Raw genomic sequence first — 21428 nt, forward strand, 5'->3', positions numbered from 1 at the left:
AAGTATTTTCATCCCCCATAAACATCTGTTGGTTTTTATAACATCCTGCCCTGCCGTTTCCTTGGTGATGGCAAAAACCTTGTTGAATTTTGATGCATCATTTGGCCGAATGGTAAATGGGCTTGAATTCCTTCCGACAACTTTGCCCGCTCAAAAAATAGCAAGGTAGGACCCATAGTTGAAATGGGAACAAGCGAATGCTTTTCAACAGGACCTTTAATTGGATGGTATGAAAAAGACAGTTTTAATTGTTTCAATAATTGCGATCACCATGGTTGCATTCTATTCCTGCACCAAGAACACGAATGAATCGGTTACAGAGGAACAGGCGGTGCAGAACCTGGTGTCGTCGGGAAATTTTATTGCGTTCACCGGGCATTTTATTTCGGATTTTTCCGCGTTGATGCAATACCACAGGTCGTCCGCAGTACTGGCCGACAAAACCGGTTTTTTAGCGCAGGTAAAACTTGCCTCCGGCGATGGTAATGCTCTTTCCGGCGCTTACCGGTCGTTTGCATTGAATTACGAAACGGCGATGGGTTTGAAGAACAGGATCGACAATGATCTTTTGGGATTGCTGAACCAGCATAAGTTCCTGCTGCGTTTCTCAGAAGAGCAGGTGCAACGCATTATTGTGAAGGCGATCGATGAAGGTGTCCATTCGGCCGATCAAAGATGGGTGGATGTGAAAAGGAGCTTCAGGTTTGACCGGGGCATGGCGTACGATGGCCGAACGACAGCAAGCAACGGGTTACGAACCACCGGCACAAATCGCATGGAGGCAATATTATCGCTCGATGAGGTCTGGGCCTGCGTTAAATCGGCGCTCGGTTTGGGAACGGCGAGTATCATTGGAATAGCGGGGGTAACCAAATTGGCCGAACAAGGTATACAGCAGGTGGTGATCACCGCATCGAAATGGATCGCCGAACGCGCGGGATGGTGGGGGCTCGCCATCACGTTGATCGATTTTGGCGTATGCATATACAATGAAACCAAAGACTAAAGTGAAATTCCATGAGAAACTTCCTCATTTTCCTGGGCATACTGGTGATAACGATCCCGGTAGTGATCATCCTTCAATATGTAATGGGATGGAACGTGGTTAGCAAGAAAGATTATTTTTTTGTAGCAATCGTCTTCCTTGCCCTGTATCTCCTTTATGACAAGGATAAATCAGCCATCAAAAAGAAAAACTAAGGAGTTCTGCATTAATGATCATGGGATTTGTACAAGGTTCCATGATCATTTTATCTGCATAACCAATATTCTTTAGTTGGTTCTCGAACAGGTACTATAGATACTTTGGAACCGTACCGGTTCAAATACAGGGATAACACAGTACTACAATCAACTGGTTGGATCGATGACGTGCGAATCCGGGCGACGCATCATGGGTCCTCGACGGACCACATTATTACGCCATCATCTTCACCGTCATCTCCTTCATCAATCCTGCATCAGAAGTACCGCCGTCGTGAACTCCTACGCTTCTGAGATTGTACTGGTGTAATAAAAGAAGGATGCGTTCCACTCCGCTGTAATCGTATTTGCGCGCCGCACTTAAGTAATCGCGAACAAAGTAGGGGTTTACGCCCAATGCAGAGGCCACAGCCTTTTCATCCGGATTCGGCACGCTGTAGATCATGTAAACTTTGCTGAAGAAATTATACAGCGCTGGCAATATCATCTGGATAGGGCCGGCTTTTGGATTGGCCTCAAAATAACGGATGATGCGGATCGCCTTTGCGAGATCTTTCTGCGCAATGGCCGCCTGCAGTTCAAATACATTGAACTCTTTGCTTACGCCAATGTAATTTTCGATATCGTCTTCGGTGATGTTCTTTCTTGCTCCCAGGTTAACCGCCAGTTTCTCGATCTCGTTCTGGATCCGGCTCAGGTCATTGCCGATATGATCAACCAGCAAATGAAGCGCCTTGGGAGAAATACTTAGTCCATGTTGCTGCACCATTTGCCCGGCCCATTCGGGAAGCTGGCTCTCGTACATCTTCTTCGTGGTAAGCATCTCCCCTTTCTGCTTCAACAGTTTGGAAAGTTTGGAGCGGCCATCTACCTTTTTTTCCTTGTAGCTTACAACAAAAACGGTGGAAGGCGTTGGGTTTTCTATATAGCCCTCCAGTTTTTCGATATCCCGCATCTGCTGCGCCTCTTTCAGCAATACAACCTGTCGTTCGGCAAACATCGGGTACCGCATACAGGCATTGACCACAGCGGCCCATTCCGCATCTTTCCCGTAAAAAATCGTAAGATTGAACCCCGCTTCGGCCTCATTGAGGATGTGGTGCTCGGCATGCGAAACAACCTGGTCTATGAAAAAAGACTCCTCGCCCTCCAACCAGTAGATGGGTTTGAAGATGCCCTTTTTCCATTCCGTGATGATCTTTTCCGCCGACATGGCTGCAAAGATGAAGCACGGGCCACGAAATTTGACATATAGAGGAAAAAAGTTTTAAACACTTAAACCAGAGACGGAAAAACCGGTCTCAGGGAGAGGCCATGCCTTAAAAAACGCGAACACAACTAACCCTTACCGCATATTGTATGAAAACTTTGTTTGTATCTCTCCTGTTGCTCGCAACAACTTACAGTTATTGCCAATATGATTTCTCAAAGCTCGATGACTGGATGGAAGACAATACCGCGAAAATGGGCGGGCGCGCCTATCTCATCCTCTACAAGGATGGGAAGATCGTGTACAGCCATTCAGCCAATGAAATGAGTCGCAGGCAAAAACTGGTTGGGCGGGTGCTCGCGCGCAGGCAGGGGAAAACGGCAGACACCGAAGACTATACCGTCTCTTCCAAACAACCCATCGCGAGCTGCAGCAAATGGCTCAGCGCGGCGCTGGTTATGACCTTTGTAGACGAAGGCAAACTCAGCCTCTCCGATACCGTCGGAAGATTCCTGCCCGCGCTTTCTGCCAGCGGTAAGGGCAACATCACCATCAGCGAATGCCTTTCGCACACAACCGGTATCAAACCACCCCCTCTCAAAGAAAGTCTCGAAGACATGCGCGGTATGAACAGCATGGACGATGCCATCAATGCAATTGCCGCCTTGCCCATGGAAGGTGAACATGGAAAAGTTTTTCATTACAGCAATGCGGGCCTCCAGATCGCAGGCGCGGTCATCGAAAAAATAAGTGGCAAAAGTTTCGGCCAGCTGTTTGCTGAACGCATCGCACAACCGCTGCACATGAAACATTCCGATTTCGGAACAGGAAAGGTTGCACTCCCGGCAGGCGGCGCCAACAGTACGCCCGAAGACTATACCAATTTCCTGGTGATGATCCTGAACAAAGGCGTGTTTAACGGCAAACGGATCCTCAGCGAAAACAGCATCACCGAAATGCAGGCGAACCGCGTTACCAAAGATGTCCGCGTTGCCTATGCGCCCGCCGAAGCCGGCGATTTCGGGTATGGATTTGGCGAATGGGTGATGGAAAAAAACAGCGCCGGCCAAAGCGTTGCCGTAACGAGCCCGGGCTTGTTCGGCAGCTTTCCGTGGATCGATAACGATAGAAAATACACCGGCTTTTTAATGACCTTTTACCTGAAGAACGATGGACGGAACGAACGGTATAAAGATCTGAAAAAACAGGTGGATAAATGTTTGAAATGAACCCTCCGGGAGCAGGCTGATATTTTCTAAACCTATTCCTGCCGGCGATCATCCATCATCCGCCAATCATTCCATTAACAAAGGCCTGTCGAGAAACCGTAGGATCACATTTGCCGCAACCACCACATCGCGCTCGCAATAATTGACGATGCGTGCCAGATCCCTGTCTTTGTAATAAACATCCTGCACCATGCTCCCATCCATATCGGTCTTTGAAGTAGGAATGCCAAGCACGCTTGCCAGCAGGTGAAGGGAAACATAATGTTTATGGTCGCCAAATTTCCACCAGCTGAAAGTATCGAACATTTTTACCTCCCAGGGCTTCTTGTCGTGCAGCCTCAGGCACTCGGGTAATCGAAGACGGTTGATGAGCATACGCCTGCAGATAAACGGTATATCGAACTCCCGTATGTTGTGACCGCCAAACTGGAACTGCTTGTTGTGCCGGTACATCCTCTCACATAATTCCGTGAAATCACGGAGTATTTGTACTTCATCATCGCCCGAAAAACTTTTGATCCGGAGCGACAGCCGATTGTTATCGTCTTCATAAAAAAATGCGGTAGAGATACATATGATCTTCCCGAATTCGGCAAAAATGCCGGCTTTCCGGCGATACATTTCAGCCGGATCCATATCTTCTGGCACGGTTTTCGATATTTTGTCCGAAAAAAGTGACTGCCGGCCAGGATCCATGCCTGCAAAGGCTTGAAACTGTGGAACCGTTTCTATATCGAGTAGTAAAAGTTGTGTGAGCATAGATAAAATATAATAATTTTCAAATCCTAAAAAACCCCGCAAACATGAGTTACACTGCAAGCAACCATCCGACTCCGGGATCACAGTATCCGCAACAGAAAGACAACCGTAAACTAATATACGGTATACTGATCGCCGCATTGATCGGCACCTGGGGATACATCATTTACGACAAAAGCAAAACATCAGAAACCCTGACCCAACTCCAGGGCCGCGTAGTCAACATCGACAGTGCGCGCAATGCCATTCAGCAAGACTTCTTGGTAGTGTCTGCCAAAGCGGATTCTCTAACACAGAACAACATCCAGCTGAATACCGATCTGACCGACAGGAAAACGGATATCCAGAAACTGAAGGCCAACATCGGCAGCATCCTTAAAAAGAAAAATGCAAGCGATGCCGAACTGGCGCAGGCAAAACAAATGATCACCGAACTCAACGGCAAAGTAGATGGCTACCTCGTTGAAATCGAAAAACTGAAAGGCGAGAACCAGCAGCTCACTACATCGAACCAACAGTTGACAACGGAAAAAACACAGCTCACCGCTGACAAGGCAAGCCTCGAAGAAAATCTTACCGCTACAAAAACAGAAAAGAAAGTACTGGAAGATAAAGTAGACGTGGCTTCCACACTGCACGCATCGAACATTGGCATTGCAGCGATCAAAGTGGGCAGTAATGGAAAAGAAAAAGAAACCACTACGGCAAAAAGGGCAAACCTGATCCGCGTTGGTTTCAGGCTCGATGAGAACAGGGTTACCCCTTCGGGTCAGAAAGACCTCTATGTTGTGGTTACCGGTCCGGATGGCAAACCAATTACAGAAGGAAGCACCTTCAATACCCGTGAAGAGGGTTCAAAACCATTCACCAGCAAAGTAGCCGTAAACTACGAGCAAGGAAAAGCCATCCCTGTTACATTCAACATTCCACCGCAGGGCGATAAATACAAAGAAGGCGATTACAAGATCGAGATCTACAACAACGGCTTCAAGATCGGTGAAGGAACAAAGACTTTGAAGAAAGGCGGATTGTTTAGTTAAGCTGCTGCCTGAAGTATTAAGCGATCTCGCTTACGGAACAAGGCTATGTAAGACAATTCTTCCATTCTATATATCAGAAGGCAGTCGTTTGAACGACTGCCTTTTTTTGTTTTCCTGTTGATGGAACATCTCCAATCATCAATCTGGAAAAGCCAATGACATGCGGAACTTATATCTCACGGCTCAAATCGCAGCAATAATCCTAAATTAGCTCCATGAAACCTCACTGGCTCAACTGGCGCGTGATCCTGGTCGGCATAGCGATATTGCTGGTGAGCGGTACCATTATTTATTCGCAGTATGTATCCGGTAAAATTGCAAGGGAAGAACGGAAGAATGTTGAGGCATGGGTAGAGGCACAACGTACCATCCTGAATTCTTCCGACAGTGCAAGCATCAACCTCGCAACAAAGATCTCTACGGAGAACAGCCAGATACCCATTATTGAAACAAATGAGAAAGATGCCATCACGGGCAATTACCTGAACCTCGACAGTACACGGGTAAAAGAAGACAAGGATTACCTCAACAGAAAACTCGCCGAGTTCAAACGGTACAACAACAACGCGATCGTGCTGGTGCTGAAAGAAAATCCGTACACGGCCAATAAATATTATTATGGAGAGAGTGAGTTGTTGAAAGAGGTTCAGCTATACCCGATCGTTCAGCTGATCATCGTTGCATTGTTCATTACCATTGCCATAGTTGCATTACAGACCGCGAACAAAAGCGCGCAAAACCAGCTCTGGGCCTCGATGGCCAAAGAAACCGCACACCAGTTGGGCACACCTGTTTCCAGCCTGCAGGGATGGCTCGAGTTGTTGAAAGAAAACGAAGCCAACAATGCCATCGTTCCTGAAATAGCAAAAGATGTGAACAGGCTTTTGCTCATCACCGACAGGTTCGGGAAAATAGGCAGCGAGCCGCAACTGGAATGGAGAAAACCTGCGGAACAGATCCACCACATGGTAGATTACATGAAACGCAGAACAGGCGGCCAGGTAAATTTTATTTTTGACGATGCAATGATCGCCGATACAAAGGCATTGCTCTCTCCCCCACTTTTTGATTGGGTTGTTGAGAACCTGATCAAGAACGCGCTCGACGCCATCGAAGGCAACGGCACCATCACCATCACCGCCAGCACCAATGAAGTTTACGCATTGATAGATGTGACCGATACCGGGAAAGGAATTTCAAAAACGCATCTCAATGATGTTTTCAAACCAGGCTTCACCACCAAACGGCGGGGCTGGGGACTGGGGCTATCCCTCAGCAAACGCATTATTGAACAATACCACAAGGGAAAACTTTTTGTAAAATGGAGCGAACCGGGAAAAGGATCCACCTTCCGCATCATACTGCCGCTGCAGCGCAGTGCGGAACAATAATTACTCAACAGCGAACCTGAAGGATAACAAGATATTTGCAGCCGATGTACGCCTATCATACAAGAAGGCCGGTGTAAGATCACCGGCCTTCTTGTATTCGATCGTTCAGTATTTTTTTTTGATTCGTTAGCTCTGGCGTTTCACAGAGCCGCCGCTGTTCACGTTGATGTCCCTGATCAACCCTTCGCCTTTGAACCTTACATAACCGCCGCTGTTTGCTTTGGCTGAAATTTCTTTGTTCACCGTTACCTGTATGCCTGCGCCGCTGCTTACTTCTGCAGTGCAGTTGTTGGCGCTGAGCGAGTATCCGCGGAACTGGCCGCCGCTGCTGCCATCGATGTCAATCGATTCTACTTTTCCCGAGAGCGTGATCGTTCCGCCACTGTTCATACGCGCCCTTAAACTGCCACCGTTAATATCGTCTGCTTTTATGGAACTTCCGCTGGTGGCTTTTACGCCATCGATGTTTTTGTAAGACACATACACCTTGCAGCGGAAATTTTTCCAGTGGTTCCAGAATTTCCAATCGGTGCTGCGCGAGATCTTGAGAACGCCGCCTTCTACCACGGTCCTGATCTCGTTGAGGTATTCCTGGTTGCCAACGCTCACAGCAAGTTCTTCTTTATCGCCCTTGCTCAAAATCACTTCTATTCCCGAATTGGATTCAATGGCATGGAAAGAGCTGACCGATCTTTTTTCTACGTTATCGCCGTAAACTACGTTCTGACCGAAGCTCACCGCCGCGCTCAAAAGGATGGTGAGGGATAAAAATATTCGTTTCATGTCTGGTTTTTTGAATGTAACGGATGCGGTTGAAAAAAGTTACAACCGTTTTTTTCTTTTTGAATCTGCCTCTCAATGGCACCCGGCCCGCCCCATTACCGCAAAACGATCGCGCCCAGGGCCGGCAGGTTCAGTTTTATCTTATAACACCGGGAGGGTTTGTCTACCAATTCACTTTTAATGGCTGGATTGTAAACATCCCCGGTGCCCCAAAACGCCTTATCATCCGTATTAAAGATCTCCGACCATTTTCCTTTGTTGTATACAAAAACCTCCCAGTCGTTCCGCACCACCGGCGTTACATTGAGTATGATGAGCACATTGTCCTTCTCCTTTTTGCCTTTTCGCATAAAAACCAATACCGATTCGCTGCGGTGGTTAAGGTCTACCCACTCAAACCCGCCCGGCTCAAATTGTTTTTCGTAGAGCGCCGGTTCTGTGCGGTAGAGTTTGTTGAGCGCCTGTATGCACTTCTTCATTCCCGCATGCGGCGCATGCTCGAGCAGCTCCCAGGGAAGTTCGCTCTTGTAGTTCCATTCGCTGGTTGATGCGAACTCATCGCCCATAAACAGCAGCTTTGCGCCCGGGTGCGTGAACATATAGGTATACAGTACACGCAGGTTGGCAAACTTCTGCCATTCATCGCCCGGCATCTTGTAGATCATCGGGCTCTTACCATGTACCACTTCATCGTGGCTCAGGGGCAGCATGAAATGCTCATCATAGAAATACATCATGCTGAATGAAAACTTATCCTGGTGAAACTGGCGGAACAGGGGATCCATCTTAAAATAATCAAGCGTATCGTGCATCCATCCCATCATCCATTTCATACCAAATCCCAAACCATCTTCAAACGTTGGCCTGCTTACACGGGGCCAGTCGGTGGCCTCTTCTGCAATGGTCTGTATATCCGGGAAATCGCGGTACAGCGTTTCATTGAGGTCTTTGATGAAAGCGATCGCTTCCAGGTTACCGTTGCCGCCGTATTCATTCGGCTCCCACTGTCCGTCGTTGCGGCTGTAATCCAACCGCAGCATCGAGCTCACGGCATCTACGCGGAGGCCATCGGTATGGAACCGGTCGCACCAGAACCGCGCACTGCTGATGAGAAATGATTTCACTTCTCCCCTTTTGTAATTGAAAATATAGGAGTTCCAATCGGGATGATAGCCTTTGCGCATATCCGCGTATTCGTAAGTATGCGTCCCGTCGAACATGAACAATCCATGTGCATCATAGGGAAAATGCGAGGGCACCCAATCGAGTATCACCCCGATACCCGCATTGTGAAACGCATCCACCATGGCCGCATACTCCTGTGGTGAACCAAAACGCGATGTGGGTGCGAAATAGCCCGTGCCCTGGTAGCCCCAGGATCCATCATAAGGATGCTCCATTACCGGCATAAACTCCACATGCGTAAACCCCATTTCCTTTACATACGGCACCAACCTTTCGGTGATCTGCGTATAGGTATTGTAAGTTTCCTCATCGTTTTTATCCGGGCGCATCCAGCTTGCCAGGTGAACCTCGTACACCGAATAGGGTGCTGAAGTGGCATTGTGTTTTTTTCGCGTGCGCATCCAATCGCCATCTTTCCAGTCGTACTGCGTTTGCCAGGTGATCGACGCCGTATGCGGCCGTTTCTCCCACCGGTGCGCAAAGGGATCGCCTTTGTCGAGCCTGATCCCTTTGTACCCATGTATATGATACTTATATACCTCGCCCTCGTTCACACCGGGTATGAACCCTTCCCAGATCCCCGAATGATCCTGGCGAACCTTTAGGGGATGCGCCGTTTTGTTCCAATCGTTGAAATGCCCAACCACACCCACAAAACTTGCATTCGGCGCCCAAACCGCAAAGTAGGTGCCCTTTGTGCCAAGCACCTCCAGTTGTTTGTTGCCAAAAAAATCATAAAGGCGGTAATGCGTGCCGCGCTGGAAATTGCGGATGTCGGCATCCGAAAACAGCGAATAGTTCCAAACCGCCTGCTGCTGGTCGATGAAATGCGCCTCCTCGTATTTTTTTTCAGCCGGCTTCCAACCATCTCCTGCTTCTGCGCTCTTGTTACCGTGGGTGGGTATACTATCTTTTTTCGCTGGCATAGTTAACAAATTATTACAAAAAGATTTAACATTAATTAACGACTAAAGAGATAGTTATTAAAATTATTTGTGGAATTTACGCCCAAACTGCATCCATACCTAAAACTACTGCGCACATGAAGAAGACGACTGCCCTCACGGCACTATTGTTCCTGCTTGTCATTTCAACCCGTGCCCAGCAGCCTGCTCTTAAAGGTACTATAACTGACACCGCCGCCCGGCAAAATCTTGAACATGCGCTGATCACACTGTTGCGCGCAAAGGATTCTACCTTGTATAAATTCGGGCGGGCCGACAAACAAGGCAATTTCGAGATCAAAAACCTTGTGCCGGGAAAATACCGCGCGGTCATCACTTATCTTAATTATGCCGATTATGTAGACGATATAACTGTTGCCGATGCCTCCATCGACATGGGAAAGATCAACCTCATCACCAAAGCGCACCTGCTCGAAGACGTGATCGTTCGCCAGAAGATCGCCGCCATCCGTTTAAAAGGAGATACGCTCGAGTACCGCGCAGACAGTTTTAAGGTGCGCCCGGGGGCAAGCATAGAGGAAATGCTGCGCGTGGTGCCGGGTTTCCAGATCGATAAGGATGGAAAGATCACCGCCAACGGCGAAAAGATCGAAAAGGTATTGGTAGACGGCGAAGAGTTTTTTGGCGACGACCCAACCGTGGCCACGCGCAACCTGGATGCCGCCGCAGTAGACAAGTTCCAGGTATACGACAGGAAAAGCGACCAGGCCACTTTCACAGGCATCGACGACGGCAGTAAAACAAAAACCATCAACTTCAAACTGAAAGACGACCGCAAACGAGGGATCTTCGGAAAACTGGAGGCAGGCGCAGGCCCGCAGGATGTATGGAACAACAGCCTCATGGCAAACGCCTTTAAAGGAAAACGAAGGATCTCTTTTTACGGCATCATGAGCAGCACAGGCAAAACAGGACTGGGCTGGGACGAGCAAAACAAATACGGGGGCGACAACACACAAACCTTTACCGCAGACGATGGCAATACCTATGTGGGCCGTGAATATGATGACTTTGATGATTCTTATGGCAATGGCGTACCCAAAGCCTGGAGCGCGGGCCTTAATTACGGCAATAAATACAACGAAGAAAAACAAAACCTCAATGGCTCCTACCGTTATGGAAAAATGATGACCGAAGGTGTGGGCACCACTACCCGGCAAGACATCTTAAAGAACAATTACCTTCTCACCAAACAATCGAGTTCATTTTACAGCAACAAGTTCCGCCATTCGGCCAATGCATCGTACGAGTGGATGTTCGACAGTTCGTTCTCGGCCAAATTGAGCGTGCGCGGGTACAAGGGTGAAAACGAAAAACATTCGTTGTTCAAGAGTGCGCAAACAAACGATGCAGGGCAGCTGTTGAACACGACCGACAGGACCGTTTCGTCGAAAGGCGATGAACAGGCCATGAGCACATCGCTGATCGTAAGGAAAAAATTCACGAAGCCGGGACAAACGATCTCGCTGAGTGTTGACCAGCGTTATACAGAAACCAATTCCAATGGTTTCCTGTATTCGTCAAATTTTTACGATTCGGTGGGTGTTCAGAAACGCGATACTACTGATCAGCAAAAGATAAACGGGAACCTCTACAAATTCCTTACCGGCAAACTTGCCTATACACAGCCCATTTCAAAAACGATCACATGGGAACTGAGTTATGGAATGGGTAAAACCAATACGGAATCTAAATTGCTTTCGTACAACAAAGCAGCCGGCGGCAAATACACGACCCTCGATTCGCGCTACAGCAACAGCTATGCATACGATGTGGGCACCACCACCGGCGGAACCATGTTCCGTTACAATTCGAAGAAAACCATTTTTGCGATCGGGGGTGATGTAACACGTGCAGACATCAAACAACTGGACCTCATCAAAGATTCGCTGATCAGGTTCGCCTACAACAACCTTTTTCCGCGCTCCAATTTCACTTACAAATTCAGCAGCAACAGGCGGGTAACGTTTAACTACAACGGCAATACAAGACAACCCTCCATTTCGCAATTGCAGCCTGTGGCAGACAATACCAACCCCAACTACCAACCCGTGGGCAACCCGGATCTCAAGCAGGAGTTCAACCACAATTTCAGTTTCAGCTATTACGATTTTAAAACGATCGCAGAACGCGGCATCAATGTTTACTTCGGTTACTCAACCACCGCCAACGCGATACGCAACAACACAGTGACCGACCTGGCAACAGGTAAAACAACCTACCGCTACGTAAACACGAACGGCAACTACAATTACAATGCAAGGCTGGGTTACAACCGCAACCTCAAAGGCGTATGGGATATGAACATCGACGGGTTCTTTACCTATCGCAAAACAATGAGCACAGGTTATGTGAACAATATCCTCAGCAAAACAAAAAGCGAACAGTACGGTATCAACTGGGCCATCGGCAAGAACAGGGAGAAGAAATACGATTTTTATTTTGACTACTATATCTACTACAACACATCCGTATCAACCATTAACCCGGATGTAAAGAACAATTACTTCACCCATACGCTTTACATCTACAACAACATCTACCTGCCGCATGATTTTGAATTCGGGCAGGACCTGTCTGGTAACTGGCGCCAGGCTACCGCTACCTTCAGCAGTGGAAACAATGTTGTGGCATGGAACATATCGCTTGCAAAAAAATTATTCAAGGATAAAAAATCAGAGATCCGTTTCAAGGCATTCGATGTGCTCGACCAGAACAAGGGCGTAAGCAGGAACTCGAGCACCACTTCGGTAACAGAAAGCACGTTCTCAACGTTGTCGCGTTACTTCCTGTTGTCGTTTACCTGGAACTTCACAAGGAACCCATCGGCGACAACGGCGGCACCGGCGCAGTAAAAATTTGATACCTGATAAAAGCATTTATGAAAAAGATATTTTTTGTTCTTCTTGCCAGCTTTCTTTCAAAAAGCATGTACGCACAACAGACCTATATCCAGAAAGGAAAGATAGAGTTTGAGAAAACCGTGAACATCCATAAGATACTGGAGGAAAATTTCAAGAACGATGAAGGCGGCAGCATGCTGGCGACCTTCAAAAAAACGATGCCCGTAACCGGTGTAAGTTACTTCGACCTCTCCTTCGATCTGAACAGGAGCATTTACAAACCCGGCCGCGAGATAGCCGTTACACAACGCATACCCGACTGGGTAAACGGGCTGGCCGCCGAGAACGTTGTGTTCAATGATTTTGCGAATGAAAAAAGCAGCTCACAGAAAAATGTGTTTGAGAACACCTATCTCGTGCAGGATTCGCTTCGCAAACTCAACTGGAAAATATCGAACGATACGAGAACCATTGCCGGCTTTGAATGCCGCAAGGCAACAGCGGTAACGATGGATTCTGTATTCGTGGTAGCCTTTTTCAGCGAGCAGATCCTTTGCACCAGCGGTCCGGAAGGTTTTAACGGTTTGCCCGGCATGATACTCGGCCTGGTGATCCCCCGCATGCATACAACCTGGTACGCAACCAAACTGGAGCTTAAAGAAGTAAAAGAAACGGAACTGGTTGCACCCAAAAAAGGGAAACCGATCAAAAACGCAGAGCTGTACCTGAAACTGAGAGAGGTAATGAGGGATTGGTACAGCGGAAACAACAAGGATCGCAACATCTGGCAAATAATGATATGACCGTTCATATAACTCCGGACGTTTTTTTACATCGGTTTTCCAACCTTTGTGCGGTCCGGCGTTCTTATAAGCGGACAACAGGAATGAGTGGCAAATAATCATCCCCCTGATGCAACCATTCGAACATTAATGGCATTTACATCCCGTAGCGGGGATTCATGATAAATCCTGACTAATCAATACCAACCACTGCTTCAAATGAGAAAATTAACCGTATTACTTGTTTCACTCGTTGTTTTTGCCGCCGCAGCAACGGCGCAGAAAAGTTCCCTGAAAGGATCGATCCGGGATACGTTGAACAAGCAAAACCTCTCCAACGCCACCATCGCCATCCTCCGCGCAAAAGATTCCGTGCTTGTAAAATTCACACGCACCGATGCGCAGGGTAATTTTGAGCTGAAAAACCTGAGCAGCGGCGATTTCATCCTGATGGTGTCTTATCCTACCTATGCAGAATATGTAGAAAAGATCAAACTCGATGGAACCGATAAATCGCTGGGCAGCCTCCCCCTGATCACAAAAGCCAACCTGCTGCAGGAAGTGATCGTTAAACAACGCATCGGCGCCATCCGCGTAAAAGGCGATACCACAGAATACCGCGCCGACAGCTTCCGCGTAAGTGCCAATGCCGATGTGCAGGAACTGCTGCGCAAAATGCCGGGCATACAGGTAAACAGCAAAGGAGAAATTACGGCGCAGGGTGAGAAAGTAGAAAAGATACTGGTGGATGGCGAAGAATTTTTCAGCGACGACCCGGCGGTTGTTACCAAGAACCTTCGCGCAGATGCGGTGGATAAAGTACAGGCATTCGACAAAAAAAGCGACCAGGCAACATTTACCGGTATCGACGACGGGCAGAAAATAAAGACCCTGAACATCCAGTTAAAAGAAGACAAGAAAAAAGGATACTTCGGAAAAGTAGAGCTGGGCAGCGATTTCACGAAATACAATTATGGAAAGGCCCTGCTCAACGCATTCAAAGGCAAAAGAAAAATATCGGGCTATCTCACCTCCGATAATACCAAGTTTGAATCGCTCAACTGGGATGAGAACAGGAACTATGCAGGCGATGCCAATACAACCACAACCATCAACGATGATGGCGGTATCAGCATTTTTTCCAGCGGTGATGAATTCAGCTGGGGACGCGGCTTTCCGAAATCCATCACGGGCGGTTTGCATTTCAGCAACAAATGGAACCAGGACAAGCACAACACTAACAACACGTACCAGTACAACGACCTGAACGTGCATGGCACCACCATCACAAAAACAGAGAGCCTGATACCAAACAACCAGTATACAACCCTCAGCTCGCAGTCGCAGGTTGCAGACAGAACAAGACACAAGCTCACCAGCATTTACGAATGGCAGATCGATTCATCGAGCTCGTTAAAGATCACTGCAAAACCGCAGACCGTGAAGAGCCTGGTTAAAACGGACTACATTACCAACAACTACGATTCGGCCGCGCACCTAAGGAACACCAATAAACGTTTAACATCTTCCAACGACGAGAACAATACGCTGACCGGGAATATTTTCTGGCGCAAGAAATTCAAAAAAGCCGGCCGCACCATTTCGTTCAACTCTGACCTGAGTTTCGGCGACAGGAAAGAAAGCCTGTTGTCGGTGCAGGATGTAACTTATTTCAGTGCAGGCGGCGGAGTGGATTCGTTGAAGAACATTGACCAGATGAAGGTTAACAAACAAAGAACCTCCTCCATCAACTCGCTCCTTACGTACACCGAACCGTTGTGGAAGAACACGTTCCTCATCCTCAATTACCGCCTGAACCTGAGCCAGAACAATTCTGAGCGCAACACATTTGGCAAGAACGGCGCAGGTAAATACGAGAACCTGGTAGATACGTTGAGCAATCATTACATCTTCAATACTACCGGCCACCAGGGCGGATTCAACATCCGGTACAATGTGAAGAAGGTGAATTTTTCTGTTGGAACGGGTCTTGGTACTTCTACTTACCACATGACCGACCTCAACAAGAACACCGCGCGAGAGGTAACCTTTACCAATTTCGTTCCGTCGGTGCAATTCAATTATACACCCAAACAACAACGCAGGGTAACGCTGAACTATACCGGAAGCACCCGCAACCCGACGCTGCAGCAGATACAGCCGCTTACCGATAATACCGACCAGTTTAACCAGGTGATCGGCAACCCGGATCTGAAACAATCGTTCACCCACAATTTTAATTTCAGGGCCTCCGATTACAAGGTGTTGAAGAGCAAGAGCATGTCGATCTACGCGAATTTATCGATCACAGAAAATGCGATCAGCAACGCAAGTTTTGTAGACCAGAAAACATTTGCAAAAGTGAGCAAGGCGATCAATGTTTCGGGCAACTACAATTTCAACGCATCGCTCGGTTATGGGTTTGATCTTGTTCCATCGCTCAACGTGGGCCTGAATGCGGGACCAAGCTTTAGCCGCTATGTAAACTATGTAAACAACAAAGAGAACAGGACAAGCAACAAAGGCGTGAACATAGGAGTATACAGTGGTTATTGGGCAGACAAGTGGATCAACTTCTGGATGAACTTCAATGCCAACTATTCAAATTCTGTTTCTTCCATCAGGCCGGAGATCACAACGGCGTACTGGCAGTACAATACTTATTCAAATGTGCAGTTGAAGCTGAAGAAAATGAAAACCTATATAGACATTGGCATACAGGGAACCATCTACCAGAAAACAGAAGCATTTGCAAACCAGCTCGACAGCTGGGTGATCAGCCCGAGCATTAGGCAGATCATTTCAAAAGACGATAAATGGGAACTCAAAGTTGCTGTTAACGATATGCTCAACCAGAACAGGGGCATCAACAGGAGCGCAAGCAGCAACTTCCGTACAGAAACGGTGAATGAAACGATTCAGCGTTACGTGTTGTTCTCTTTGGTATATAATTTCAGTAAAAACGGGAAACCGGCAAACAGCGGATTTTAATATGAAAACACTATTCATCATCGCATTCAGCGCACTCATGCTCAGCGCCTCGGCACAACAGCAATTTGTTACAAAAGGACGCATAGAGTACGAAAGAAAAATGAACCAGCACAAACCAATGGAAGACCAGGCAGACAATGTCTGGTACCAGCAGATGCTGAAAGTATACCCGAAGTTTGTAAACGATAACTACGAACTGCGTTTCGACACCAGGCGGTCCGTATATAAACTCGTAAAAGAAAATACAGAGAACAAATACCTGCAGGGCATCAAACCTTCCATAGAAGAAGGCGTGGTGCAGGACCTGGATGCAAAGACAACCTCTACCAAAAGAGAGGTTTTTGAAAACACATATCTTATCCAGGACAGCCTCCGCAACCTCGAATGGCGCATCACCGATGAAACACGCGAGATCGCGGGTTTTGAATGCAGGAAAGCGGTAACAAAGATCTGCGATTCTGTTTACGTGGTAGCCTTTTACACCGACCAGATCCCCGTGAGCAGCGGCCCCGAAACATTTGGCGGCTTACCGGGTATGATCCTGGGCCTGGCCGTTCCAAGGTTGTACACCACCTGGTTTGCAACAAAAGTTGAACTGACCGAACCAACCACCGCACAACTCAGCCCCGTGCAGAAAGGAAAAAAAGTTACCTGGAGCCAACTGCAGGCAGAACTGCAGAAAGGTTTCAAAGACTGGGGAAAAGAAGCGGAGAAAAGAATCTGGGTTTCGTCGTTGTAGCGCCTGGCAATGTTCATTGAACTGGGTTAACAGACACAACGACCAATGCATTTATACAAAAGGCCGATGATGATCATCGGCCTTTTTGATTTTATAATGAAGTATCAATTCTCAATTCCTGTTTGCGGTTCGGCTAGCTGAGCGTTTGCACCCTTACCGCCATCGGCCCTTTTTTGCCGTCTTCTACTTCGTAAGAAACTTTCTCGTTTTCTTTAAGTGTTTTGGTTGAGAGCGCTGTAACGTGAACAAAATATTCTTTTCCATCGCTGTCGTCTTTGATAAACCCGAAACCTTTTGTTTCGTTGAAAAATTTTACTGTACCGGTAGCCATAGCTGTAATTTTTTTGTGAATGTTGTTTACTACAAGCTAATCCATTTTTCCTTAAGCTTTTCTTAAATTACAAACCCATCCGGGAGAACGGCTTGTTTTTTAACAACAACGATCCCGTCTTTCACGGTATACAATGCATGGTCGGTATTAACAAGATGTTTCCCGCCGTTGATCCGCACATCGTTCCCGATGCGGCAGTTTTTGTCGATGATTGCGTCTTTGATGTAGCAGCGTTCCCCGATCCCGATCATCGGAAGCCCTCTTTCTTTGTTGATGGCCATTTCCTCTATCGTTTCATAGTAATCGTTACCCATAATGTAGGTGCTTACGATGGTTGTTCCATGGCCGATCCTTGCACGGATACCCACTACGCTTTGTTCAAGCCTGCTTGCCAGGATGATGGAACCTTCTGCGATGATGGTTTTCTCCAGCGTGGTACCCGAAATCTTTGCAGGGGGCAGCATACGCGCGCGGCTGTAAACGGTCTTGTTGTTGTCGAACAGGTTGAACGGTGGAATCTCCTGCGTGAGCGCGAGGTTGGCCTCGTAGAAAGAATAAATGTTCCCGATGTCTGTCCAGTATCCGTCGTACTGGAAACTGCTCACTTTAAAATTCGAGATCGAATCGGGAATGATCTCTTTTCCGAAATCGGTCGCATTCGGGTGTGCCGTATTCAACAGGTCGTAAAGCACCTGTTTGCTGAAAATATAAATACCCATGGATGCGAGATAGTGCTTGCCTGCTTTCTGCATGTCGGCGCCCGTGTCGCTTGCCCATTCCGGCAGCAGTTCTTTCTTTGGTTTTTCGATGAACGATGTGATGTAGCTCTGTTCGTCTGTTTTCAGTATGCCGAATTCCGGTGCATCGCGTTCATCCACCGGTATGGTGGCGATGGTGATATCGGCGCCGTTATTCTTGTGCGATTCCATCATCTCACCAAAGTCCATCTGGTACAATTGATCCCCGCTCAGGATAAGGATGTATTCAAAATCCATGTTCCGTATGTGCCGCAGCGATTGCCGCACCGCATCTGCTGTGCCCTGGAACCAGCCCGGGTTATCGGGTGTTTGTTCGGCGGCAAGAATATCAACAAAGCCGGTACTGAAGGCGCTGAAGTGGTAGGTATTCTTGATGTGTTTATTGAGCGATGCCGAATTGAACTGCGTTAACACGAACATCCGGTTGATGTTGCTGTTGATGCAGTTGCTGATGGGTATATCTACCAGCCTGTATTTACCCGCAATGGGAACCGCCGGTTTCGAACGGCTCGCTGTAAGCGGGTACAACCTGCTGCCCGCTCCGCCACCGAGGATCACCGCAACAACTGATTTGGAAATGGTATTCATATTTACAGTTTTAATAAGTTCGTTTTTGAAGTTGGGCCGATTCGCTCTCGCTTCTAACCCATGGCCGATTCGTAAACACCGAGGTACTCGTTCACCGTGCTTTCCCAGCTGTGATCGATCTGCATCATGTGCCTGCGCATTTTTTCCATTTGAGCGGCGTCTTTGAAAACGGTAACGGCGCGGCCGATGGAGTATTCCACATCGCTCACTGTAGCGTTGTTAAAGCGGATGCCGAAGCCGTCGGTATCACCCATATCCGTTACGGTATCCTGCAGCCCGCCCGTACTTCTTACAACAGGCACCGTGCCATAACGCATAGCATACATCTGGTTCAAACCGCAAGGTTCAACCCGGCTGGGCATCAATAAAAAATCTGCGCCAGCATACATTTTGTGGCTCAGTGTTTCATCGTATCCGATGGAACAGTTGAAGATACCCTTGTAAGGCTCCACCATTTGCTGGAACTGCCATTCCACCTGCGTTTCGCCGCTGCCCAATACAAGAAAACAGGCCTGCGCCTGCGTATGGTGGATGGCGGAGCGGATGGCTTCGGGTAAAATATCTGCGGCCTTCTCTCCTACCAACCTTCCTATAAAAACAAACAGGGGTTTGGTTGCATCGAGGCCAAACTGCTTACAGAGTTCTTCCTTGTTTTTCTGTTTGCCCTTAGTGACATTTTTTGTGCTGAAATGATGCGGCAGGTATTTATCCGTTGCGGGATCCCACACTTCATTATCGATGCCGTTTAAGATACCGACACATTTCCCGCGCTCCATCTGGAACAATTTTTCGAGCCCGTTGGAACTCACACTCAGTTCATTCATGTAACTGTTGCTAACCGTGGTTACACGCGCCGCACATTTTACACCGGATGCAAGCGGGTTGATGTTTTCGGCCCAGTCGAGCATCCCTCTTTTCCAAAGATCCCAGCGCGGTATGTAGCGGCTCTTGTCCCAACCCATCCAGCCCTGGTATTGGGCATTGTGAATGGTAAGTATGGACGGCACATTGGCAAGCGAAGAAAAATCATAACAGTACTGCATCATGAACGGGATCAACCCCGCATGGTGGTCGTGGCAATGCACCACATCGGGCCTGTGTTCCCAGCTGCTGATCCAGCTTACAACGGCAATCTGGAAGGCGGTGAAACGTTCCGTATCATCATCGTACCCGTATATTTTCTGACGGTCGAGCAATCCGTTGATGTCTACAAGAAAAAGATCAAACCCAAGTTTATTGGTCGGTTCCTTGATGATGGTATAATCAAAGAACCAGCTGCCGAGGTTGGCAGAGCCTTTGAAATCAACGGTCCATTCGCTGTCGTACAAAAACCTGGTGCGGTACATCGGCATCACCACTTTGGCAATATGGCCGGCCTTGCATTGGTACTTCGGCAAGGCGCCTACAACATCGCCAAGGCCCCCTGCCTTGGCTACCGGGTAACATTCTGCTGACACATGTATGATTTCCATGGAGGGAGGAAAAATTTGTCTTTCAAATTAAGCTAGTCTGTTCGTGAAAACAAATTTGTTTGAGCCCGCTGAAAGCTACTGGGTGTTAGCGGTAAGCTTTTTTGGTGAACAGGAATCTTGTTTGAGCTGTAGCGTGTATCTTGTGGCTTGTAGCTTTTTCAGCAACCTAAAGCAGACTAAATAAATTATGGGACCTTTATCAATTGGCGTTGACATTGGTGGCACGGGCACCAAGTTCGGGATCGTAGACACGGTGGGCAACCTTTTGTTCTCGAGTGAAATGTCGACCAGGAATCATCCAGACGTTGAGGGATTTATTGACGAGTTGTACGAACGGCTTCTCCCGCTGATCGAACAATCAGGCGGTGTGGGCAGGTTCAAAGGCATCGGCCTCGGCGCGCCCAACGGAAATTATTATACCGGTACCGTTGAGTATGCACCCAACCTGCCATGGAAAGGAATTCTTCCACTGGCAAAACTGGTGGAAGCAAAATTCGGCCTTCCTGTTGTGCTTACCAACGATGCCAATGCAGCGGCACTGGGCGAAATGATGTATGGTGTTGCAAAGGGCATGAAAGACTTTATTATGATCACCCTCGGCACCGGTGTGGGAAGCGGTATCGTTGCCAACGGAACACTGATTTACGGGCACGACGGTTTTGCGGGCGAACTCGGCCATACCATCATCATTCCCGATGGGCGCATACACGCGGGCACCGGTAAAAAAGGATCGCTCGAAAGTTATGCATCGGCCACAGGTGTTACACTTACCACCATTGAACTGTTGGAAGCGAGCGACAAACCGAGCCTGCTCCGCGATATCCCGAAAGAAAAACTCGACTCCAAAAAAGTGTACGAAGCGGCCATGGCGGGTGATGAACTTGCTAAGGAAATTTTTGAATACACGGGAAAAATACTCGGTATGGCGCTTGCGAACTTCGTGATGTTCTCGAGCCCCGAAGCAATCGTATTGTTCGGCGGATTGATGAAGGCCGGCGACCTCATCTTAAAACCCACCCGCGAGCACATGGAGGAAAACCTGATCCAGGTGTTCCAGAACAAAGTAAAAATACTGGTGAGCCATCTCAAAGAATCCGACGCCGCCATTCTTGGCGCTTCGGCATTGGTGTGGGAGATCAAATAAGGATATCCCGGAAAG

At 47.9% G+C, this 21428-nt stretch carries 17 protein-coding genes; 10 read left to right on the top strand and 7 right to left on the bottom strand.

Going from position 1 to position 21428, the window contains the following annotated elements; all coding sequences use genetic code 11:
- Positions 1 to 229: 229 nt before the first annotated feature.
- Positions 230 to 1006: a hypothetical protein gene (locus GWC95_RS14630; RefSeq protein WP_161819460.1), complete on the top strand. Its 777-nt coding sequence runs from the start codon at positions 230 to 232 to the stop codon at positions 1004 to 1006.
- A gap of 11 nt (positions 1007 to 1017) precedes the next feature.
- Complete coding sequence (locus GWC95_RS14635) at positions 1018 to 1200, top strand: hypothetical protein (RefSeq protein ID WP_161819461.1); 183 nt, start codon at positions 1018 to 1020, stop codon at positions 1198 to 1200.
- Positions 1201 to 1417: 217 nt separating this feature from the next.
- Here GWC95_RS14635 and holA read toward each other — a convergent pair whose 3' ends face one another.
- Positions 1418 to 2416, bottom strand: a complete 999-nt coding sequence (holA, locus tag GWC95_RS14640) for a DNA polymerase III subunit delta (RefSeq protein WP_161819462.1) — start codon at positions 2414 to 2416, stop codon at positions 1418 to 1420.
- A gap of 146 nt (positions 2417 to 2562) precedes the next feature.
- Between holA and GWC95_RS14645 the strand changes: the two genes are divergently transcribed.
- The gene (locus GWC95_RS14645; protein WP_161819463.1) at positions 2563 to 3642 is read left to right on the top strand and encodes a serine hydrolase domain-containing protein; all 1080 of its coding nucleotides are present in this window, start codon (positions 2563 to 2565) and stop codon (positions 3640 to 3642) included.
- Between the two features lie 66 nt (positions 3643 to 3708).
- Here GWC95_RS14645 and GWC95_RS14650 read toward each other — a convergent pair whose 3' ends face one another.
- Positions 3709 to 4401, bottom strand: a complete 693-nt coding sequence (locus GWC95_RS14650) for a ribonuclease H-like domain-containing protein (protein WP_161819464.1) — start codon at positions 4399 to 4401, stop codon at positions 3709 to 3711.
- A 44-nt stretch (positions 4402 to 4445) separates the two neighbouring features.
- On the opposite strand from GWC95_RS14650, the gene GWC95_RS14655 reads away from it, so the two are divergent.
- On the top strand, positions 4446 to 5441 hold the full coding sequence (locus GWC95_RS14655; RefSeq protein WP_161819465.1) for a hypothetical protein: 996 nt from the start codon (positions 4446 to 4448) through the stop codon (positions 5439 to 5441).
- Between the two features lie 215 nt (positions 5442 to 5656).
- Positions 5657 to 6832, top strand: a complete 1176-nt coding sequence (locus tag GWC95_RS14660) for a sensor histidine kinase (protein WP_161819466.1) — start codon at positions 5657 to 5659, stop codon at positions 6830 to 6832.
- Between the two features lie 126 nt (positions 6833 to 6958).
- On the opposite strand, the gene GWC95_RS14665 is transcribed toward GWC95_RS14660, so the two are convergent.
- Positions 6959 to 7615, bottom strand: coding sequence for a GIN domain-containing protein (locus GWC95_RS14665; RefSeq protein WP_161819467.1), 657 nt, complete (start codon positions 7613 to 7615; stop codon positions 6959 to 6961).
- Positions 7616 to 7710: 95 nt separating this feature from the next.
- The gene (gene glgB, locus GWC95_RS14670; protein WP_161819468.1) at positions 7711 to 9726 is read right to left on the bottom strand and encodes a 1,4-alpha-glucan branching protein GlgB; all 2016 of its coding nucleotides are present in this window, start codon (positions 9724 to 9726) and stop codon (positions 7711 to 7713) included.
- A 116-nt stretch (positions 9727 to 9842) separates the two neighbouring features.
- Here glgB and GWC95_RS14675 point away from each other — a divergent pair, with 116 nt between their 5' ends.
- From GWC95_RS14675 to GWC95_RS14690, 4 genes are all read left to right on the top strand, one after another.
- A complete protein-coding gene (locus GWC95_RS14675; protein ID WP_161819469.1) occupies positions 9843 to 12620 on the top strand; it encodes an outer membrane beta-barrel family protein in 2778 nt (925 codons plus the stop codon).
- Positions 12621 to 12646: 26 nt separating this feature from the next.
- The gene (locus GWC95_RS14680; RefSeq protein ID WP_161819470.1) at positions 12647 to 13411 is read left to right on the top strand and encodes a GLPGLI family protein; all 765 of its coding nucleotides are present in this window, start codon (positions 12647 to 12649) and stop codon (positions 13409 to 13411) included.
- Positions 13412 to 13609: 198 nt separating this feature from the next.
- The gene (locus GWC95_RS14685; protein WP_161819471.1) at positions 13610 to 16381 is read left to right on the top strand and encodes an outer membrane beta-barrel protein; all 2772 of its coding nucleotides are present in this window, start codon (positions 13610 to 13612) and stop codon (positions 16379 to 16381) included.
- A gap of 1 nt (position 16382) precedes the next feature.
- Positions 16383 to 17120 (top strand): GLPGLI family protein, encoded by a 738-nt coding sequence (locus tag GWC95_RS14690; RefSeq protein ID WP_161819472.1) that lies wholly within the window; start codon positions 16383 to 16385, stop codon positions 17118 to 17120.
- Between the two features lie 133 nt (positions 17121 to 17253).
- Here the strand turns inward: GWC95_RS14690 and GWC95_RS14695 are convergent, their stop codons facing one another.
- The 3 genes from GWC95_RS14695 to GWC95_RS14705 all read right to left on the bottom strand — a co-directional run bounded on the left by GWC95_RS14695 (position 17254) and on the right by GWC95_RS14705 (position 20269).
- Complete coding sequence (locus tag GWC95_RS14695; RefSeq protein WP_161819473.1) at positions 17254 to 17451, bottom strand: cold-shock protein; 198 nt, start codon at positions 17449 to 17451, stop codon at positions 17254 to 17256.
- 62 nt (positions 17452 to 17513) lie between these two features.
- The gene (locus GWC95_RS14700) at positions 17514 to 18797 is read right to left on the bottom strand and encodes a glucose-1-phosphate adenylyltransferase (RefSeq protein WP_161819474.1); all 1284 of its coding nucleotides are present in this window, start codon (positions 18795 to 18797) and stop codon (positions 17514 to 17516) included.
- 53 nt (positions 18798 to 18850) lie between these two features.
- Positions 18851 to 20269 (bottom strand): glycogen synthase, encoded by a 1419-nt coding sequence (locus GWC95_RS14705; protein ID WP_161819475.1) that lies wholly within the window; start codon positions 20267 to 20269, stop codon positions 18851 to 18853.
- 187 nt (positions 20270 to 20456) lie between these two features.
- On the opposite strand from GWC95_RS14705, the gene GWC95_RS14710 reads away from it, so the two are divergent.
- A complete protein-coding gene (locus GWC95_RS14710) occupies positions 20457 to 21413 on the top strand; it encodes an ROK family protein (protein ID WP_161819476.1) in 957 nt (318 codons plus the stop codon).
- Positions 21414 to 21428: the final 15 nt, after the last annotated feature.

This window comes from Sediminibacterium roseum, assembly GCF_009939005.1.
GTDB classification, from domain to species: Bacteria; Bacteroidota; Bacteroidia; order Chitinophagales; family Chitinophagaceae; genus Sediminibacterium; species Sediminibacterium roseum.

Bases quoted from the DNA above. Each gene is read 5' to 3' on its own strand.
- GWC95_RS14630 (WP_161819460.1), top strand. From the start codon at position 230: ATGAAAAAGACAGTTTTAATTGTTTCAATAATTGCGATCACCATGGTT.
- GWC95_RS14635 (WP_161819461.1), top strand. From the start codon at position 1,018: ATGAGAAACTTCCTCATTTTCCTGGGCATACTGGTGATAACGATCCCG.
- holA (WP_161819462.1), bottom strand. From the start codon at position 2,416: ATGTCGGCGGAAAAGATCATCACGGAATGGAAAAAGGGCATCTTCAAA.
- GWC95_RS14645 (WP_161819463.1), top strand. From the start codon at position 2,563: ATGAAAACTTTGTTTGTATCTCTCCTGTTGCTCGCAACAACTTACAGT.
- GWC95_RS14650 (WP_161819464.1), bottom strand. From the start codon at position 4,401: ATGCTCACACAACTTTTACTACTCGATATAGAAACGGTTCCACAGTTT.
- GWC95_RS14655 (WP_161819465.1), top strand. From the start codon at position 4,446: ATGAGTTACACTGCAAGCAACCATCCGACTCCGGGATCACAGTATCCG.
- GWC95_RS14660 (WP_161819466.1), top strand. From the start codon at position 5,657: ATGAAACCTCACTGGCTCAACTGGCGCGTGATCCTGGTCGGCATAGCG.
- GWC95_RS14665 (WP_161819467.1), bottom strand. From the start codon at position 7,615: ATGAAACGAATATTTTTATCCCTCACCATCCTTTTGAGCGCGGCGGTG.
- glgB (WP_161819468.1), bottom strand. From the start codon at position 9,726: ATGCCAGCGAAAAAAGATAGTATACCCACCCACGGTAACAAGAGCGCA.
- GWC95_RS14675 (WP_161819469.1), top strand. From the start codon at position 9,843: ATGAAGAAGACGACTGCCCTCACGGCACTATTGTTCCTGCTTGTCATT.
- GWC95_RS14680 (WP_161819470.1), top strand. From the start codon at position 12,647: ATGAAAAAGATATTTTTTGTTCTTCTTGCCAGCTTTCTTTCAAAAAGC.
- GWC95_RS14685 (WP_161819471.1), top strand. From the start codon at position 13,610: ATGAGAAAATTAACCGTATTACTTGTTTCACTCGTTGTTTTTGCCGCC.
- GWC95_RS14690 (WP_161819472.1), top strand. From the start codon at position 16,383: ATGAAAACACTATTCATCATCGCATTCAGCGCACTCATGCTCAGCGCC.
- GWC95_RS14695 (WP_161819473.1), bottom strand. From the start codon at position 17,451: ATGGCTACCGGTACAGTAAAATTTTTCAACGAAACAAAAGGTTTCGGG.
- GWC95_RS14700 (WP_161819474.1), bottom strand. From the start codon at position 18,797: ATGAATACCATTTCCAAATCAGTTGTTGCGGTGATCCTCGGTGGCGGA.
- GWC95_RS14705 (WP_161819475.1), bottom strand. From the start codon at position 20,269: ATGGAAATCATACATGTGTCAGCAGAATGTTACCCGGTAGCCAAGGCA.
- GWC95_RS14710 (WP_161819476.1), top strand. From the start codon at position 20,457: ATGGGACCTTTATCAATTGGCGTTGACATTGGTGGCACGGGCACCAAG.